The sequence below is a fragment of the Hanamia caeni genome (assembly GCF_003721595.1).
Lineage (GTDB): Bacteria > Bacteroidota > Bacteroidia > Chitinophagales > Chitinophagaceae > Ginsengibacter > Ginsengibacter caeni.
Window position 1 is genome coordinate 192,790 of sequence record NZ_RJJR01000008.1, and the last position, 20,173, is coordinate 212,962.

At 42.1% G+C, this 20,173-nt stretch carries 12 protein-coding genes; 11 read left to right on the top strand and 1 reads right to left on the bottom strand.

The genetic code is table 11. The features are described 5' to 3' along the window. Positions 1 to 11: 11 nt before the first annotated feature. Positions 12 to 1,046: a LacI family DNA-binding transcriptional regulator gene (locus EFY79_RS11205; RefSeq protein ID WP_123120790.1), complete on the bottom strand. Its 1,035-nt coding sequence runs from the start codon at positions 1,044 to 1,046 to the stop codon at positions 12 to 14. A 417-nt stretch (positions 1,047 to 1,463) separates the two neighbouring features. Between EFY79_RS11205 and EFY79_RS11210 the strand changes: the two genes are divergently transcribed. The 11 genes from EFY79_RS11210 (at position 1,464) to EFY79_RS11260 (ending at position 20,124) form a co-directional block, all read left to right on the top strand. After that, positions 1,464 to 4,583 carry a SusC/RagA family TonB-linked outer membrane protein gene (locus tag EFY79_RS11210; RefSeq protein ID WP_123120791.1) on the top strand — a complete coding sequence of 1,040 codons (3,120 nt, stop codon included), beginning with the start codon at positions 1,464 to 1,466 and terminating at the stop codon, positions 4,581 to 4,583. A gap of 12 nt (positions 4,584 to 4,595) precedes the next feature. Beyond that, entirely contained in the window at positions 4,596 to 6,548 is a 1,953-nt protein-coding gene (locus EFY79_RS11215; protein ID WP_123120792.1) for a RagB/SusD family nutrient uptake outer membrane protein, read from the top strand. Between the two features lie 568 nt (positions 6,549 to 7,116). Beyond that, positions 7,117 to 9,579, top strand: coding sequence for a glycoside hydrolase family 95 protein (locus tag EFY79_RS11220; protein WP_123120793.1), 2,463 nt, complete (start codon positions 7,117 to 7,119; stop codon positions 9,577 to 9,579). A 25-nt stretch (positions 9,580 to 9,604) separates the two neighbouring features. Then, a complete protein-coding gene (locus EFY79_RS11225; RefSeq protein WP_123120794.1) occupies positions 9,605 to 10,885 on the top strand; it encodes a glycosyl hydrolase family 8 in 1,281 nt (426 codons plus the stop codon). Positions 10,886 to 10,943: 58 nt separating this feature from the next. Continuing rightward, positions 10,944 to 12,872: an alpha/beta hydrolase-fold protein gene (locus EFY79_RS11230; RefSeq protein ID WP_123120795.1), complete on the top strand. Its 1,929-nt coding sequence runs from the start codon at positions 10,944 to 10,946 to the stop codon at positions 12,870 to 12,872. Between the two features lie 81 nt (positions 12,873 to 12,953). Next, a complete protein-coding gene (locus EFY79_RS11235) occupies positions 12,954 to 14,060 on the top strand; it encodes an alpha/beta hydrolase-fold protein (RefSeq protein WP_123120796.1) in 1,107 nt (368 codons plus the stop codon). A gap of 33 nt (positions 14,061 to 14,093) precedes the next feature. Further along, positions 14,094 to 15,248 (top strand): alpha/beta hydrolase-fold protein, encoded by a 1,155-nt coding sequence (locus tag EFY79_RS11240; RefSeq protein WP_123120797.1) that lies wholly within the window; start codon positions 14,094 to 14,096, stop codon positions 15,246 to 15,248. A 65-nt stretch (positions 15,249 to 15,313) separates the two neighbouring features. Further along, entirely contained in the window at positions 15,314 to 16,216 is a 903-nt protein-coding gene (locus tag EFY79_RS11245; protein ID WP_123120798.1) for an alpha/beta hydrolase, read from the top strand. 108 nt (positions 16,217 to 16,324) lie between these two features. After that, positions 16,325 to 18,445 (top strand): alpha-L-arabinofuranosidase C-terminal domain-containing protein, encoded by a 2,121-nt coding sequence (locus EFY79_RS11250; RefSeq protein ID WP_123120799.1) that lies wholly within the window; start codon positions 16,325 to 16,327, stop codon positions 18,443 to 18,445. Between the two features lie 59 nt (positions 18,446 to 18,504). Continuing rightward, positions 18,505 to 18,843 (top strand): hypothetical protein, encoded by a 339-nt coding sequence (locus EFY79_RS11255; RefSeq protein ID WP_123120800.1) that lies wholly within the window; start codon positions 18,505 to 18,507, stop codon positions 18,841 to 18,843. Positions 18,844 to 18,963: 120 nt separating this feature from the next. Continuing rightward, positions 18,964 to 20,124 (top strand): endo-1,4-beta-xylanase, encoded by a 1,161-nt coding sequence (locus EFY79_RS11260; protein ID WP_123120801.1) that lies wholly within the window; start codon positions 18,964 to 18,966, stop codon positions 20,122 to 20,124. Positions 20,125 to 20,173 lie beyond the last annotated feature (49 nt).

Sequence of the window (20,173 nt, forward strand, 5' to 3'; positions counted from 1 at the left end):
TAATTCAATAATTAAATCGGTTTCTTTTTTAATGAAGATTTCCTGATAATTAAATTTGACCTGATAATAATCGTGTTTGTATTTTGAATATTCCCGATTCCTTTTAAATGATTGATAAGGTTTCGAGCGGCTACTTCTCCCACGTCTATTCCCGGATAATTAATCGTTGAAAGAGCGGGCTCTACCAGCGTGCATATCGCGTCATTATTAAATCCGACAATTGCAATTTGTTCGGGAATTTTTATTCCGTTTTCTTTCAATGTCCTCATCACCACTGCCGCTACGAAATCATTCGTAATAAAAATCCCGTCCGGCAAAGGATCCATCTTCAGAATTTGTATGGCCGATTCAATGGCCGCGCTTTCAGAAAGATCATTTATGATTACCAGATCTTCATCGAAGGAAATCCCACCGTCTGCCAGGCTATCTTTGTACCCTTTAAATCGTTGTGAATAAACATTTCGTTTGAGACTTGATGTGATATGCGCAATTGTTTTACATCCTTCGTTAATTAAATGTTCCGTTGCCTGGTAACCGCACTTATAATTATCAATGATCACTACCGTATTACTTCCTTCCTGCTCCACGCGATCAAAAAATATGATGGGAACGTTTTTCTCTTTAAAAGGTTTATAATGATCCAGGTTTTTGGTATCAAAAGAAAGCGACGCAATTAATCCGTCTACTCTTTTATCAAAAAGATTTTTTGCATTGGCAATTTCCTTTGTGAAGCTTTCAGACGAGTGAGCAATGATCAGGTCATACCCGGCGCTGGTAGTTACTTTTTCAATACCAGCCAGGACGGAAGTCATAAAATTACTGTTAAGCTCGTGCATGATTACTCCAATCGTATTAGTGGTTTGATTACGCAGATTTCTTGCAAAATGATTCGTGCGATAACCCATTCTGGCTGCCAAATCAAAAATCTTCTTTTTTGTTGGTTTACTAACAACAGGATCATTCTTTAACGCCCGGCTCACGGTAGCAATAGAAATATTTAAAGCAGAGGCTATATCATAAATTGTTACTTCCTTCTCTTTTGGCATCGCAATCGTTTACATATAAAGCAATAGTGTAAAACTAAGGAAAAATAAAAATTATACTCTTTTTTTTAAAAAATAAATGTAATCGGTTTCATTTTAATTAAAAAGTATTACTTTTAATTTTCAAAACGCTTGATAATTGTCTTGATAACAATAAAAATCTGGCTTTGACATAATGAAATCTTCATGGAATGGTGGCTACAGAAAAACTTTTATGGGATTTCATATGGCATAAATCTTTTCACAACCTGGCGTAAAAAAAATTCAGTATGGCTCAAGGGAAAAGCATCTCCAATTTTGCTATTTTCTTCCGGAACAAAAAATTGACGCGCGTAAACCAAGAGGCGTTTAATGAAGACTTCATCAATTTTAAAAATCAATAAATCAATTTTCTTAAACTAAAAATTTAAAACTGCAAGTATGAAAGTTTTATTTAATCAAACCAGGTTCCTGCAGAAGTGCAGGAATTGGCAGGGGAAGGCGGCTATTCTTATTTTACTGCTATCTGCGTTTTCCATGCCGGGCTATTCTCAAAATACCCTAACCGTAAAGGGAAAAGTGACCGACGACATCGGCCAGCCTGTAATCGGGGCCTCCATCATCGTAAAAGGTGAACAGGCCGGAACCAGCACCAATGCCGATGGGAATTTTGAAATTAAAGCGCCTTCCAATGGCACTCTCGTGATATCCTCTGTTGGATTTACCGAACAGGAAGTGAAAGTAAAAGGAAATCAATTTTTAAACGTGTCATTAAGCCGCACCGAAACCGGGCTGAATGCGGTGGTGGTAGTGGGCTATGGCACACAAAGAAAAGAAGCGGTTACCGGTTCCGTTGCCTCTATAAGTGGGGAAAAAATACGCGAAGTGCCTGCGCCAAATATTTCACAATCCCTGCAGGGGCGTTTACCAGGCATCCAGATTTCTCAAACATCCACCAAGCCGGGCGCAACGATGCAAATTCGTGTTAGAGGCACACGCTCATTAACCGCAGACAATAATCCTCTTATAGTTTTAGACGGAATACCTTTTCCCGGATCGCTTGCTGATCTGAATCCGGATGATATTAAGAGCATTGATGTACTGAAAGATGCATCCGCCACTGCAATTTATGGCTCACGTGGTGCAAATGGCGTTATTTTAATAACTACCAACAAGGGCCAGCGTGGAGCTAAGGCAAGAGTAACTTATAATGGCTATTATGGTGCCCAGACTCTTTTTGCCAGATACCCCATGATGAACGGGCCTGAATTTGTAGCCTTGAGAAAGGCGGCAGGCATTCTTTCGAATGGCACGGATGAATCTGATGATGTAAACACCGACTGGCAGGATCTTTTCTACAGAACCGGAACCATCAACAGTCATGATGTAACTCTTTCAGGTGGTAGCGAAACCGGTAGCTATAATGTTGGATTGGGTTATTATCAAAATCAAAGTTTGATTCCAACGCAACAGTATCAACGCTATTCGTTTCGTACTTCGGTTGATCAGAATGTAGGAAAATATTTTCGTTTCGGTTTCACCACCAACAACAATTTTAATATGAGCCAGGGCAACCAGGTGGGCTTATTTGGAATATTGGCCGCGTCGCCCATCGCCAATCCTTATAACCCTGATGGAACTTTAAAAAGAACTATCAACACTGGCCTTGGCGATAATTATGTATTAACCAAAAGCAGGATCGACAGCCTTGATGACAAAGGATTATGGCTCAATGAAAACCGGAATTTTGCTACTTACAATGCCATTTTTGGAGAAGTGAAAATTCCATGGGTTACAGGATTAAAATATCGCGTGAATGTGGGCCTTGATTTTATCCAGGGAAATAATGGAAATTTTACAGCTCAGGGAGTAAACAATGTGAACCCGATCACTGAATCAACTGCAGGCATAGGCAATTCACAAACCTACCACTGGACTATTGAAAATATTTTGTCTTACGACCACACTTTTGCGCAAAAGCACAACCTCAACCTGACTGCTCTTTATTCTGCTGAGCAACAGAAATACAATTCATCATCCATGTCAGCCAAAGGCATTCCTTCAGATGATTTTCAGTTTTACAATTTGGGTCAGTCAACTGGTGAGATCACCGTACCACCCGGAGGTCAAAGCTACTATTTGTGGGGCCTAACCTCATTTATGGGAAGAGCGATGTACTCGTATGACAATCGCTACATGTTATCCGCTACTGTTCGCTCTGACGCTTCTTCCAGATTGGCGCCTGGCCACCAGTGGCACACTTACCCTGCCGTATCTGCCGGATGGAATATCACCAATGAATCATTCATGGGAAATGTGAGCTGGTTGAGTTCATTGAAAGTGCGCGCGGGCTATGGAGAAACGTCCAACCAATCTATCAGTCCGTACGCCACCCTGGGGCTATTAAGTACAAGGCCTTATAATTTTGGCGAAGATACTTATGCTACAGGTTACTATGTGAGTCAGCTTCCTAATCCGAAACTTGGATGGGAATATTCAGAAACCTGGAACTATGGAATCGACTTCTCGTTATTTAAAAACCGGTTATCTGGTACTGTTGAATATTACGTTACCAATACTAAAGATCTATTGCTTAGCGTCGGTTTACCGTCTACTTCAGGAGTTGGCAGTTATACAGCAAATGTTGGCCAGACTCAAAATAAAGGTATTGAAGTCAGCCTCAACGGCACCATTATCGACGGTGGCCGCGATGGAGTTACCTGGGATGCAGGCTTCAACATATACGCCAACAACAATAAAATCGTAGCGCTTGCTTCAGGAGCTACAAGAGATGAAGGAAATGGCTGGTTTGTAGGCCATAATATTAACGCAATCTACGATTATAAAAAGGTGGGCCTTTGGGCAACTCCGGAAGACAGCGCAGCAGGACATTTAACGGTACTGGAACCAGGTGGAAAAGTTGGGATGATTAAAGTACTATACACCGGTGATTTTGATGCCAATGGCGTTCCTGTGAGGGCAATCGGTCCTGATGACAGGCAAATCATGGATGTAGATCCAAAATTCTCAGGCGGCTTCAACACCACAGTGGCTTATAAAGGCTTTGATTTAACCATAGTGGGAATGTTTCAGCACGGAGGTATTTTGGTAAGTTCTCTTTATTCAGGAGGGGGTTATCTTAATAATTTAACTACGCGCAATAACAACGTAAAAGTAGATTACTGGACACCAACAAATACTGGCGCGAAATATCCTAACCCTGCCGCGCCATTGAGCGGAGACAATCCGAAATATGCAAGCACTCTTGGCTATTTTGATGCATCCTATCTGAAAGTCAGAACTATTTCCCTTGGATATGATTTTAACCGTAGCCTGTTGAAAAATGCTGGTACAAGATTACGCGCCTATGTTACCGTTCAAAATCCATTTGTGTTGTTCTCTCCGTATCATAAAGAATCCGGAATGGATCCCGAAACAAATTCATACGGTAATGAAAATGCGGCGGTGCCTTTGTCTTATGCAATGAGGCGCATCCTCACTATTGGTACCAACACACCATCAACCCGCAATTACATCGTTGGCGTTAAACTTTCATTTTAAATAATTATGAACATGAAACACTTAAAAATAAAAGCTCTTATCGGATCAGTATCCTTGTTAGTGGTCCTTATATCGGGGTGCTCCAAAATTTTAGATGAACAGCCCCGTAGTTCTTTTACCCCGGAATATTTTAAAACCGAAAACGGCGTGTTGGGTGGTATCACTTCTTTGTATGCGCACCTTCGGAATATCTATGGCCAGGCTTATTATTATAACGCCTGCCTCACAGGAACAGATGAAGCCACGTACGCCCAGAGCGCTGACGGCAATTTTAAAGACATGGATATGTCTGACGCCGGCAAGGTTACTTCTACCAGTTTCCCAACCAGCATTCCCTGGGGCGAATCTTTTTCTGATATCAATACGGCGAATGGTATTCTCGAAAACGGTAGCCAGGTCGGAATTGCTGCCCCGCTTCTTGCAGAAGCCAGGTTTTTCCGTGCATTTGATTATTTTTTACTGGTACAAACTTACGGCGGCGTTCCTTTGGATCTAGGTGCAGGTGAATTGAAATTCAATACCAACCCGGTGAGAATTTCCGTTCGCAATACTGTTCCGGAGGTTTACACAAAAGCGATTTTTCCTGATCTTTTGACTGCAATAAACGACTTACCTGATGTAGGCCGTGTAACGGGTGGTGTTACCAAAACCGCTGCACGTCTTTATTTGTCAAAAGCCTATCTTACTTATGCCTGGTGGCTTGAAAATCCTAATAATATTCCCACTTATCCCCAGGCCGACAGAACAGATCCTGATGGGCACAACGCGCAATGGTATTTTCAACAGGCGTACGATATAGCTACTGCTGCCATTGATAATCCCGGGCCCTTTGCCTTACAACCCACCTACTATGATGTAAACTATGCGCCTAATGATCGCAACAGCGAAATCGTATTGTACGCAGATCATACAGAAACCAGCGAACAATACAACGGCGGAAGCCTTACTTACGGAAGCGGTGGTGCGCCGGATAATTTTGCGGTGTGGATGCTCACCTGGAACTACACTTTGATTAGAAGTGGTAAAGACCCTTCATGGAGCGGAACCGTAAGTTCTGTTCAACGCGCCGCCACACAGGATTTAGGCCGCCCCTGGACACGTATGGCTCCAACTATTGGCGTAATTGAAAATACTTTTGCTGATAAAACAAATGATTCCCGCTACGATGGCACATTTGTTACCGTTTATCGCGGCAACTGGCCCCTGGCCGGAGACGCTACTCCAACTTACTATAACGCAAACGGCCTTCCGATTCATCCAGGCGACCCCGTTCTCACTTTCCTCGACAGCGAACCATCCACACCAATTGATTATAGCGATTGGGCTTCAAAAAGCAATGTTGGCGCAGGAGCACTTCCGGGACGAGCAGATTTTGTAATTTCTCCTGAAGGCATCAGCAGGTTAAGATATCCCGGCCTTTGGAAACTGGGAACATACCGCACCGATAACGCAGGAGGTCTTGGCCAGCCTAATGCCGGATCTACCCGCCCGTTCAATATTGCAAAATTCTCTGAGCTTTATTTTATCGCAGCAGAAGCAGCCGTAAAGGGCGCAACTACAACAGCGGGTAAAACAGCCTATGATTTAATTAATGTCATTCGCGCACGCGCCGGCAAATGGCGTTATGACAACAACGGAGATAAAGAAAAAATAGAAAACAACAGCGACGAAATGGTAGCAGCTACACCAACAACCATTGATATCAACTACATTCTTGCAGAACGTTCACGTGAATATTATGGAGAAGGATATCGCTGGTACGATTTGGTTCGTACTCAAAAATGGGCTGAACTTTCATCTACCTATAGAATCGGAGGTGCAAGTATTAGTGATCATACTCCAATGACTGTAAACCGGGATATTCAACCTTATGAATATTTACGGCCTATCCCACAGGGGCAGCTTGATAATATGGAAATGACCGCCGATGAAAAAGCGGCCTATCAAAACCCTGGTTATAATTAGTATTAAAATGATAAGCCTTGTTGATTGCAGGGCATGAAAAAGCAGTTTTTTTCTCATAATCAAGAATAATCGGGGGGTGAATTCTTTCACTCCCCTTTTTTTTTGAAAAAAATAAAAATATTGATTAAAAGCTTGTTTACTATAATTTTAAAGAGTGCTTATGCGGTGTTTGATGTATAATTATTGCCAGGTAAAAAAATCCAAATCAACATTATGAACAAATTCGTTATCGCTTGTTTTCTTGCTGTCTTCTGTTGACTGCCTCAGCCCAGCACTATAATAATTTCAAGGTGTCGGTTTATTGTCGCGCCTAAATGGAGTGCCCCATTTCGCTGCCAATTGTTTTTCAGTGAAAAATATAATTTTTTGACCGCTTATCAAATAAACTAAAAATCTTTCTGCAATCGATTTCATTTTATTAAAAAAGGCTTACATTAGCCCTATAAATGTAATGCTGACGTTTATCAGCATACAATTGCTTGGATAATTTCTTTTTAAATAGAAGCCTTTAACTGAAATAATATAGACAATTATTTCATCACCTGGTCTTTTGACATAAAGTTCAAAAATGAAAAACGTATTATTTGTTGCCTTACTGTTTTTGATAACCGATTGCTTTTCGCAGAAACAACATGACCTAAAACTGTGGTACAACAAGCCTTCCGGCGATGTTTGGGAAAATGCTTTGCCCGTTGGCAATGGTTTTTTGGGAGCAATGGTGTATGGAAATGTGGACACAGAAACCATTCAGCTAAACGAATATACTGTATGGAGCGGTAGCCCAAACAGGAATGATAATCCGTTGGCTTTGGATTCATTGGCAGAAATCAGAAAGTTAATTTTCGAAGGAAAACAAAAAGAAGCGGAGCAAATCGCCAATAGAGTCATCATCAGCAAAAAATCACAAGGTCAAATGTACGAGCCCGTAGGCGAGCTTCACCTGGCTTTTGAGGGACAAAGCAATTACACTGATTACTATCGTGAACTGGATATAGAAAAAGCAGTTGCAAAAACTTCTTACAAAGTCGGCAATGTTACTTACACGCGGCAAGTGCTGGCTTCTTTCCCCGACCGCATTATTGTGGTAAGATTGACTGCAAGCAAGCCGGGCAGCCTTTCTTTCAATGCGTTTTACTCAACACCACAGCCGAATGCAGAAATGAAAACAACTTCTTCCAAAGAATTGACCATCGCCGGTACAACGATTGACCACGAAGGCATAAAGGGAATGGTAAGATTTAAAGGAATAACGCGCATAAAAACAGAAGGTGGTTCGCTCTCAGTAACCGATACATCACTGTTGGTCAAGGGCGCAAATGCAGCCACCATCTACATTTCAATCGCTACTAATTTCAATAATTACCAGGATTTATCGGGCAATCAAAATGAAAGAGCAGCAACCTATTTGAACAAAGCGTACCCAAAAAATTTCGCCGATATTTTAAGAGCGCATATTTCAGCGTATCAAAAATATTTCAACCGCGTTAAGCTTGACCTTGGAACTACAGACGCCAGCAGGCTTCCAACGGATGAAAGATTGAAAAATTTTGATACCGCCGATGACCCACAATTGGTAACGCTTTATTACCAGTTTGGAAGATATTTATTGATTTCATCCTCGCAGCCCGGCGGCCAGCCAGCTACGCTTCAGGGCATCTGGAATAATAAAATGTATCCGCCGTGGGACAGCAAATACACGATCAATATCAATACAGAAATGAATTACTGGCCTGCTGAAAAAACCAATCTTTCTGAAATGACGAAGCCACTGATAAAGATGGTAAAAGAATTATCTGTCGCCGGTAAAAAAACTGCGAAAGATATGTATGGCGCCGGAGGCTGGATGGCGCATCATAATACGGATATCTGGAGAATTACAGGCGGCGTTGACGGCGCTTTCTGGGGGCTGTGGCCTAACGGCGGCGGCTGGCTGAGTCAGCATCTTTGGGAGCATTATTTATACAGTGGCGATAAAAAATTTCTTGCTTCGGTTTATCCAATTTTGAAAGACGCTGCAAAGTTTTATGACGATTATTTGATCGAACATCCGAAATATCACTGGCTGGTAATTTGCCCCGATGAATCGCCCGAAAACGCGCCAGCAGCGCATCAGCATTCTTCATTGGATGCAGGCGTTACCATGACCAATCAAATTGTTTTTGATGTTTTCACCACGGCAATTGATGCTGCAAAAATTTTAGACAAAGACAAGGCTTTTGCTGATACATTAAAACAAAAAAGAAGCCGGCTTGCGCCGATGCATATTGGTCAATACGGGCAATTGCAGGAGTGGTTGGATGATGTGGATGACCCAAATGACCATCATCGTCACATATCACATTTGTATGGCTTGTTTCCTTCCAACCAAATTTCGCCGTATCGCACTCCAAAATTATACAGCGCGGCAAAAAACACTTTGATTCAGCGCGGCGATGTTTCTACCGGCTGGAGCATGGCCTGGAAGGTAAACTGGTGGGCAAAAATGCTCGATGGAAATCATGCGTATAAGCTGATTCAAAACCAGCTCAGGCCTGTTGGCGCTAATCAAGAGGGCGGCGGGTCTTACAACAATCTTTTTGATGCGCATCCGCCATTCCAGATTGACGGCAATTTTGGCTGCACTTCGGGCATCACCGAAATGCTGATGCAAAGCGAAGATGGCGATTTAAATTTATTGCCTGCCTTGCCTGATGCATGGAAAGCAAAGGGAAGCATCAGCGGGTTGCGTGCAAGAGGCGGTTTTGAAGTGATAAAGATCGTTTGGAAAGATGGGCAAATTATTCAAGCAGTTATCAAATCAACATTGGGTGGTAATCTTCGTTTGCGGGTACCCAATGAAATGAAAATGAGCAATGGCGCCGGTTTGAAAAAAGCAAGTGGTGATAATCCAAATGTTTTTTATCAAACTGAAAAAATAGCCGAACCTATTATTTCAGAAAAAGCAAAAATTACTTTGCCTGATTTGAAACAAACTTTTGTTTACGATATACCAACGCAAAAAGGAAAAACATATACGCTGGTTTTGAAATAAAAATAATGAATATCAAAAGCAAAGCATGATTTTAAGAAAGACAACTAGAATTTTTCGGGAAAGCAAAATATTCTTCCTGGCGATTTGCCTTCTTTCATTCGCCTTCTTGAAGGTGAATGCGCAAAAATCAAAGGGTGCATTTTATACCAACAATTATCCGAATACTTTTAAGCTCGCGGGTTACAGCGAAGCGGACATCAATGCAAAAGTTGCCAAAGCTTATCATGATTTATTTGAAGGGCCCAACAAAATTTATTTTGAAGTAGGCGATTCAATGGCCTATGTGTCTGATATAAAAAATCATGATGCAAGAACCGAAGGTCTTTCTTATGGAATGATGGTGGCGGTTCAGTTGAACAAAAAAGACGTGTTTGACCGCATCTGGCGCTGGTCAAAAAAATATTTGCAACATCAATCCGGGCCGCGTGAAGGATATTTTGCGTGGAGCATTAATCCCAAAACCATGAAGCAAAATTCGCCAGGAACTGCTTCTGATGGCGAATTCTATTTCATTACCGATTTGTTGTTTGCTTCCAACCGATGGGGCAATGATACCGGCATTGATTATTACAAAGAGGCGCGTTATATTTTGGATAACATGTGGAAGAAAGATGGCAGCGGCGGCATTTATAATATCATCAATACAGAGCACAAACAAATCTCTTTTACACCCGAAAGAAATAATTACCGGTGGACAGATCCATCTTATCATTTGCCGGCTTTCTTTGAAGTGTGGGCCTTATATTCAAAGGATGGACACGAACAGTTTTACAAAGATTGCGCAGATACGTCGCGCGCTTTTTTGCACAGGGCCTGCAATCCGGTTACAGGCCTGAATTACGATTACACAGAATTTAGCGGAGCGCCGCGCACTTCGCGATGGATCCCTGATGCATTCCGCTACGATTCATGGCGCGTGCCGATGAACATTTCCATGGATTATTACTGGTTTGGAAAAGATAAAAAGTGGCAACAGGATTATGCAAAACGCATCCAGGCTTTTTTCCGCTCAAAAGGCATCCACATATTTGAAGACCAGTTTAACCCAGATGGATCGAGGCCTGACAGCATTTTACAGGCAGGTGGTTTTAAAAAATTAAGGCATTCCATCGGCCTGGCAGCTACTGTGGCATCAACAGAAATGATTCGAAAAGACAATTATGATTTTGTGCATGCTTTATGGAATGCAAAACTGGAGCCATACAGTGATGGTTATTTTGACCCATACTATGATGGCTTGTTGTACCTGTTTAGCCTGATGCATTTAAGCGGAAAATATCAATTGATTACTCCATCGAAAAATTAAAATTTTATACTAAACAAACAAATAATCGCTTTTTTGATTTTACTAAATAAAACAAAACATGAAGTACGCTTTTCTTTTTATCGCATTTGGCCTTGTGTTTTCAGTTTCACGCGCACAGGGAATAGTAACGCAGATGCCGCCTGATTTTGCGACGGTTCAAAACAATATTCCGCATGGGAAAATTGATTCATTCAATTACAAATCCAAAACCGTTGGCACCACGCGTCAATCATTGATTTATTTGCCGCCCGGTTATTCTAAGAAGAAAAAATATCCGGTTTTGTATTTGCTTCACGGCATTGGTGGTGATGACAAAGAATGGCTGAATGGCGGCCATCCTGAAATCATTTTGGATAACTTATATGCACAAGGTAAAGTGGAACCGATGATTGTAATAATGCCCAACGGAAGAGCGATGAAAAATGACAGCGCCACCGGAAATATTTTTGCGCCTGACAAGGTGCAGGCGTTCGCCACATTTGAAAAAGATTTATTGAACGACCTGATTCCTTATGTACAAAAACATTACCCTGTTTATACAGACAGGGAACATCGCGCTATTGCCGGCTTATCAATGGGTGGAGGCCAGTCGCTGAATTTTGGGTTAGGCAACCTCGACAAGTTTGCCTGGATCGGCGCATTTTCTGCAGCACCAAATACCAAAACGCCTGAAGAACTGGTGCCTGATCCTGCGAAGGCAAGAAATGAATTGAAGCTGTTGTGGATTTCCTGCGGCGCAAGCGATGGCCTGATTACTTTCAGCCAGAGAACACACGATTATCTTGTTAAAAATAATGTGCCGCACATTTATTATATCGAGCCGGGCGTACACGATTTTAAAGTTTGGAAAAACGGTTTGTATATGTTTTCCCAATTAATTTTTAAACCGGTTGACACGTCTACTTTTTCAAAATATCCTGTGGTTGGTGCACCGGCATCTACCAATATACGTGGCGCTGATTATCCGCAAATACTGGCTGACCATCGCGTGATTTTTAAAACGAAAGCGCCTGATGCGCAAAAGGTTCAGATCGACCTCGGCAAAAAATATGATATGGTAAAAGACGCCGAGGGTTATTGGAATGTTACCACTGATTCCATCGGCGAGGGCTTTCATTATTATTCTTTGATCATTGATGGAGTGCCGGTTGCAGATCCTGCCAGCGAAACATTTTATGGCATGGGAAGAATGGCGAGTGGCATTGAAATTCCGTTTACGGGTGGCCGTTATTATGCCCTTGGTAATGTACCTCATGGTGACATTCGCATCAAAAATTATTTTTCAAACGTCACCAATTCATGGAGGCAAATGTATATCTACACGCCGCCTGGTTATGATGAAAACCTGAGCGAAAAATATCCTGTTTTGTACATTTTGCATGGCGGCGGCGAGGATGAGACCGGCTGGGCAAGACAGGGAAAAGCCAATTTGATTTTGGATAATCTTATCGCAGAGAAAAAAGCCAAACCAATGCTGATAGTGATGCCTGATGCCAATATTGGAATGGGCGGTTTTAATGCGAATGGGATAGAAGGTTCGATAAAGCTATTTGAAAAAGAAATGAAGCAAGCCATCATTCCCTTCGTCGAAAAAAATTACCGGGTTATAAATGATGCAGGTCACCGCGCTTTAGCAGGCTTATCGATGGGCGGACTTCATACACTTTACACAGGCATTTATAATACGGATGTATTTTCTTATCTCGGCGTGTTCAGCTCCGGATGGATTGTGCCGATGATGGATAAAACTGCTGACGCGCAATATTCTTTTTTGAAAGAAAATGCTGATAAAATAAACAGCAACCTGAAAGAATTGTGGATCTCCGAAGGCGGCCCCGAAGACATTGCTTACAAGAACGGAAAAATCATGTTGGGCAAATTGGATGAACTGAAAATAAAACATACTTATTATGAATATCCCGGCGGGCATACGTGGCCTGTGTGGAGGAATGATTTGTATCATTTTGCGCCTTTGTTGTTTCAATAATTAAGCTTGAGACAGCAGGCGCCTGTTCATAAATAAATCAATCATTACTATAAAAAAATTAATCATTTAAAAAATTGCCAAATGAAATTAAAACATGCACTCTTTTTATCGGTGGCTGTTGTAGCCAGCCACGCCTGTATGGCACAAACCGTTAAAGATGACTTCAAACCATCAACGCTCAATCAGCCGGGCCAGGAATACCCGCAGGTAAATTCGCAAGGTTATGCAAGATTTAAAATAAAAGCGCCCAGTGCCGATAGTGTACGAGTGAGTTTAGGCCTGGGCGGAAGAGGCGGAACATTGCTTACAAAAGACGCGGATGGATATTTTACCGGCACCACCGAAGGCCCGATGGATGAAGGATTTCATTATTATCACCTGACAGTGGATGGCGGCACTTTTAATGATCCCGGCGCATTGAATTTTTACGGATCTACCCGTTGGGAAAGTGGCATCGAAATTCCCGCCCACGACCAGGATTTTTATGCGCTTAAAGATGTGCCGCACGGCCATGTACAGCAAATTCTTTTCCCTTCAAAAAGCACTAATACGTCAAGACGTGCTTTTGTGTACACACCGCCGGGATATGAAAAAAATAAGTCTGAAAAATATCCTGTATTGTACCTGCAGCATGGCTGGGGTGAAGATGAAACTGCGTGGAGCAACCAGGGACATGCGAATCTTATCATGGACAACCTGATTGCAGAGGGCAAAACAAAACCGTTCATCATCGTGATGACTTACGGAATGACTAACGAATTAAAATGGGGCCACATGAGGGAATTTAAAATTGATCCTTTTCAAACGGTGTTGGTGGATGAATTGATTCCTTATGTGGATGCGCATTTTCGCACGATTGCTGATAAAGGCCATCGCGCCATGGCGGGCCTTTCTATGGGCGGCATGGAAACACACATGATTACGCTGAATAAACCTGATGTTTTTTCTTATTACGCTTTACTCAGCGGCGGCATTTATACGCCCGATGAATTGAAAGATAAATCAAAACCTAAACTCATCTTTATAAGTTGCGGCAGCAAGGAAAGGCCCGATGCAGTTAAGAATGCGGTGACAACTTTGAAAGACGCCGGGTATAATGCAGTTTCTTATGTGTCTGAAAATACAGCACACGAATTTTTGACATGGCGTCGAAGCCTGCATGAGCTTGCGCCGTTGTTGTTCAGATAATAAGAACCATAATTCTCACTAAAATTTTTTACGATGAATTACAAACGTTTCATCTTTTTTGCAGCTACATTTTTGTTGGGCGCGTCGTGCTTTGCTCAATCAGATGGCTTTAAACCTTCCGCTACCAACGCGCCTGGAAAGCAATATCCCCAGGTAAGCGCCGATGGCCGTGTGCGTGCCAGCATTGTGGCGCCGGATGCACATAATGTGCAGCTTGATATCGGCGGCAAAAAATATGATATGGTAAAAGATGAAAAAGGCGTATGGACCGGCGAATCATTGCCGCAGGATGAAGGCTTTCATTATTATCAACTGAACATTGATGGCGTTTCTGTTCCTGACCCGGGTACCCTTTATTTCTATGGCGCCGGGCGCTGGGGAAGCGGGGTTGAAATTCCTGCCAGCGACCAGGATTTCTTTTCGCTGAAAGACGTGCCGCACGGGCTCGTAAGTGAAAATATCTATTTTTCAAAATTGACCAATTCATGGAGGCGTTGCTTTGTTTATACGCCTCCGGGTTATGAGAAAGATGCTAAAACACGTTACCCCGTTTTGTATTTGCAACATGGAAGTTTTGAGGATGAAACCGGCTGGTCGCGGCAGGGGCATGCCAACCTGATTCTTGACAATTTAATTGCCAGTGGAAAAGCCGTTCCGATGATTATTGTGATGGACAATGGATACGCGTCGAAACCGTCCGATAATCCTGCTGATAGTAAAACCCGTCCCCAGCCTGTTTTTGAACAGGTGATGATAAACGAAATTGTGCCGATGATCGATGGAAAATTCAGAACCATTGCCAATCGTGAACATAGGGCGATAGCGGGACTTTCGATGGGCGCCAATCAAACCATGCGAATCATCATGAATCACCTGGACACGTTCTCGTCTCTCGGCGCTTTTAGTGGTACGTCAAATTATCCCAATACGGATGTGATCAATCCTGCTACATTTTTGGATGGAAAATTTAATGATGGCGCCGCAATCAATAAGCAATTTAAAGTCTTGTTTCTTGGATTGGGAACCAAAGAACCCAATCCATTTCCCGGTTCTGTCGGGGCTTTCAGGAATATGTTAGACAAACAGGGAATTAAATACGTGTTTTATCAATCACCGGCAACGTCGCATGAATGGCTTACGTGGAGAAGAGATTTGAAGGAGTTTGCGCAATTACTTTTTAAAAAATAAAACTTGATTCGATTTGATACATGATGTTTTCTTGAGGTATTAAACCGGGCAAATATTAAGGGCAAATGAAAAAACTAAAAATTCTTTTTATTGGATTCTGTTTATTTCCGTTCGCGGTTCACGCGCAGCGCATCGTAAATCTTTATTCCGGCGATATTTCAAATTCAAAAAAAACGGAGCTGAAAAATATCCCTGAAGATCCTTCGGCAGGTTTGATTCGCCGGGTTATTACGCCAACATTGCAAATGTTTTTACCGGAAAAAGATAAAGCAAATGGTACGGCAATAGTGATTTGCCCTGGTGGAGGTTACAGTGTAATTGTTTATGGTGGTGAAGGCATAATGACGGCAAGGGAGTTTGTAAAAAAAGGCGTTGCTGCATTTGTGTTGCAATACCGTTTGCCTAACGATTCTTTCCAGGTAAATAAAACGATTGCGCCTTTGCAGGATGCGCAGCAGGCAATTAAAATGGTACGCGACAGTGCAGCGGTTTGGGGTATTGATGCAAACAAAATTGGCATCATGGGTTTTTCCGCGGGTGGCCATGTGGCTTCTACAGAAGCAACGCATTTTAAGAATGCACTCATAGAAAATACAAGCAACACCAGCCTGCGTCCGGATTTTCAGATTTTGGTGTATCCCGTTATCAGCATGCAGGACAGCCTTGCGCATAAAGATTCGCGAAAGCAATTGCTGGGCACAAATCCGTCAAAAGAAACTATTAATCTTTATTCCAATGAATTGCAGGTAGATAAAAATTCACCGCCTGCTTATATCACGGTAGCTGCGGATGATAAAGTGGTGGATGTTGACAATAGCATTATTTATTTTGAAAAACTGAGGCACAACAAGGTTCCTGTTGAAATGCATATTTATCAAAAGGGCGACCACGGTTTTGTATTCAGGCACCCGGGATGGATGGAGCCATTGTTTGAATGGATGGAAAGTAATAACTGGATGAAAAAATAATTTTAGAATAAAAATGAATTCTGTAAAACCACGAAGACACTAAGACACGAAGAAGCACAAACAAACCTTGATGACTTTGTGTCTTCGTGGTTCAAAAAAATTTTATTTATGAAACAAAAAACAATGAAAAAACTTCGTTTACTGTTGCTGATTGCGGTTAGCTTTACCATCAATCCCGTTTTCTCCCAAACACCTCAAATTAATTTGAATATAGCCCAGGCACAAAAAGATGTCAGCCCGATGTTATATGGATTAATGACGGAAGAAATTAACCATTCTTATGATGGCGGATTGTATGCGGAACTGATTCGTAACAGGATTTTCAAAGACAGCAAAACCGAGCCGGAAGGCTGGAGTCTGGTAAAAGAAAATCCTTCATCACAGGCAAGTATAAAATTAATAGGTGCAGAAGAACACGTGCCCAACGATGAACGCAGGAATGCCCTCAATGGCGCGATGCAGGCGTGTTTGCGGCTTACAGTTGAAAAAGCGAATGGAAACGTAGGCGTTGCCAACGAAGGTTACTGGGGCATTCCGGTAAAACCATCCACCACCTACAAAGCATCATTTTACATCAAAGGCACCGACCGCAGAGAGCCGCCGCGCTGGCCCTGGGAACCAAAACCAACTACGCCTCCGCTGCCAGTAATTGAAAACAATACGCCTGGCGCAATAACGGTTTCCATCGAAAGCAATGACGGCAAAACGGTTTATGCAAAAGGAACTATCGATCTTGAAAAAAGTATTTACTGGAAACAATATGAAGTTAATTTGACAACGGCTGCTGATGTGAAACCTACCAAAGATGCACGCTTTGTGATTTCTACAGACCGTACAGGTGTGTATTATTTCAATCTCGTTTCTTTATTTCCTCCAACTTATAAAGACCAACCAAACGGTTTTCGGCCAGACCTGATGCAGATGTTGGTGGATATGAAACCAAAGTTCCTGCGTTTTCCCGGGGGAAATTTTTTGGAAGGACCGAAGATTACAGATGCTTTTCCATGGAAAGAAACGCTTGGCCCGATTTCAAACAGGCCGGGTCATAATGGCTCATGGGGCTATCGCGCATCTGATGGAATGGGATTGCTTGAATTTTTGAAATGGGCAGAGAATATGGGCGCAGAGCCGCTTTTAGGCATTTATGCAGGATATTCTTTGGACGGCGACCACATCGATGCGGGGCCACTTTTAAAACCTTATGTGGATGATGCATTGGATGAGATAGAATATGTTATTGGCGATACTACCACTTATTGGGGCGCAAAACGCGCCAGGGATGGCCATCCTGAACCATTCAAACTTCAGTATGTTGAAATCGGCAATGAAGATTGGTTTGACAGAAGCAATAGTTATGATGGAAGATTCAATCAATTCAGAACTGCTATTGAGGCAAAGTACCCGCAGCTTACCTGCATTTCTACTATCCCAGGCAAACAGTATCCTTCTATGCAGGTTACTTCCGGTGAGCCGCCGGCTGTGGTGGATGAACACTACTACCGCAACTCGTGGGATATGTGGGAAAACGCTTCGCAATATGATACTTACGACCGTAACGGACCAAAGATATTTGTGGGCGAATGGGCCACAAGAGAAGGCAAACCAACCACCAATTTAAACGCGGCCCTGGGCGACGCGGCGTGGATGACGGGCATGGAACGCAATTCAGATTTAATCATCATGTCTTGTTATGCACCATTATTTGTAAATGTCAGCATAGATGCTGCAACCGGTAAAAGGGCGTGGCAGTGGGATTCAGATTTGATTGGCTATGACGCGCTGAACAGTTACGGTTCCCCTTCTTATTATGTACAAAAATTATTCAGTCATTATTTGGGAAATAAAATTGTTCCGGCTACAGTTGCTAACATTCCAACACAAAAAGCGCCTCTTTCAAGAAGAGACAGTGCTGAAGGCAAAGCGCCTAAATCAGTTCCGACTATATTTTATTCGGCCACAATGAATGATACAACTGGAACGCTGTATTTGAAAATCGTGAACACAACTCCCAAAAGGCAAGCGGTAAAAATAAATTTTGATGGAGCAAAAGTAGCTCCTGAAGCGACTTTGGTGATGGTAAAGGGCAATGCACCGGAGGAGACGAATTCAATTATTGAGCGAGAAAAAATAATTCCTGTTACTGAACACATCAAAGGAATTAAGAAATCATTTTTCCCGAAACTGGCTCCTTATTCCGTAAGCATTTTTGAAATTAAAACAAGCAAGTAGCAACCATGCCCGATGGAAAATAAATAGTCACCAATTTAAACAAAATAAAAACAATCATTATGAAGTACTTACTTACAGCATTTCTCCTGTTTGGATTCATGGTAACCAAAGCACAAAATGCAATTGATGGAAATTGGAAAGGCAGCCGCGAAACGCCGAACGGCACTATGGAGTTTAATTACACTTTCAAAGTGCAGGGAGACACATTAACAGGCGTCATTAAATCACAGTATGGCGAAGTGCCATTAGAAAACGGAAAAGTAGATGGAAAGAAATTTTCTTACAGCCTTAGTTTTAACGGCAACACCATTCCTTTTACCGGAGAACTGGTAAGCGACGACCAGATTATCACCAAAAACGAAAGAGGTGAAACAAAGTTGACAAGGGTGAAAGAATAGAATCAATTAAATGGGATTTTAAAAGTAAACGGTGCCTGAATTTTCCTGTCTTGCTCTGACATAAATCGGGCAGCAGCAAGCAGGGCCGGTGTATTATGTCCGTTCGCTAAATCAAAATAAATGAAACAGCTTACCTCTTTTTTTATAACAATGAGTTGCGTGCTTGGCATAAATGCCAATGCACAAAACACGAACAATCCGAAAACATTAAAAAGTGTTTATAAAAATGCCTTCCTTGTCGGCGTAGCCGTTAATCCTGCCATTGCTTCCGGAAGAGATAAAGCCACGCAGGATATCGTCATCAAACAGTTTAATTCTATTACGCCGGAAAATGTAATGAAAGCGGCCTTGATAAATCCGAAACCGGGCGTTTATAATTTCGGTCCGGCAGATGATTATGTGGCCTTTGGAGAAAAGCACCACATGTTTATCATGGGCCATACGCTGGTGTGGCATAACCAATGTCCTGACTGGTTTTTTACCAACGCAGCCGGAAAGCCGAATACGAAAGATGAACAAATCGAAAGATTGAGGAGCCACATAAAAGCGGTTGCAGGAAGGTATGCAGGCCGCGTAAATGCCTGGGATGTGGTGAATGAAGTGATAGATAATGACGGCAGCTACCGCGAGAATACTTCATGGGTAAAAGCTTTCGGCAACGGAGATACGCTGGTAACCTATGCTTTTAAATTTGCTGCGCAATATGCGCCCAACACAGAATTATACTACAATGATTTCAATGCATGGCGTCCCTCAAAAGTAAAGGGCATTGTACACATGATTAAGATGTTGCAAAAGCAAGGAATCCGTATTGATGGCGTAGGCATGCAAGGGCATTGGGGTTTGGATTATCCTAAAATAAAATATATTGAAGATGCTATTGATGCATACGCTGCCTGCGGTGTAAAAGTGATGATTACAGAACTGGATGTTGATGTGCTGCCCTTGACCAAAGAAGGTCAAATTATCGGACAGGGAATGGCGGATAAACAATTTCAACTGGAAGAGTTTAAAACCTTTTTAGACCCTTATCAAAATGGTTTGCCTGATAGTATGCAAACAGTTTTGGCAAATCGCTATGCAGAATTGTTTTCTATTTTTTATAAACGAAAAGATAAGATAGCAAGAGTAACCTTGTGGGGTGTGAATGATGGTATGAGTTGGAAAAATGATTATCCTATTCCGGGCAGGACGAATTATCCCTTGTTATGGTCAAGAGATTTTGAGCCAAAACCTGCATTAGACGCGGTTTTGAATGTGCCCGCTATAATGAAAAATTAATAAGTTGCTAATATGAAAGTTCTGATTTGATGGTGATAAGAAAAATAGA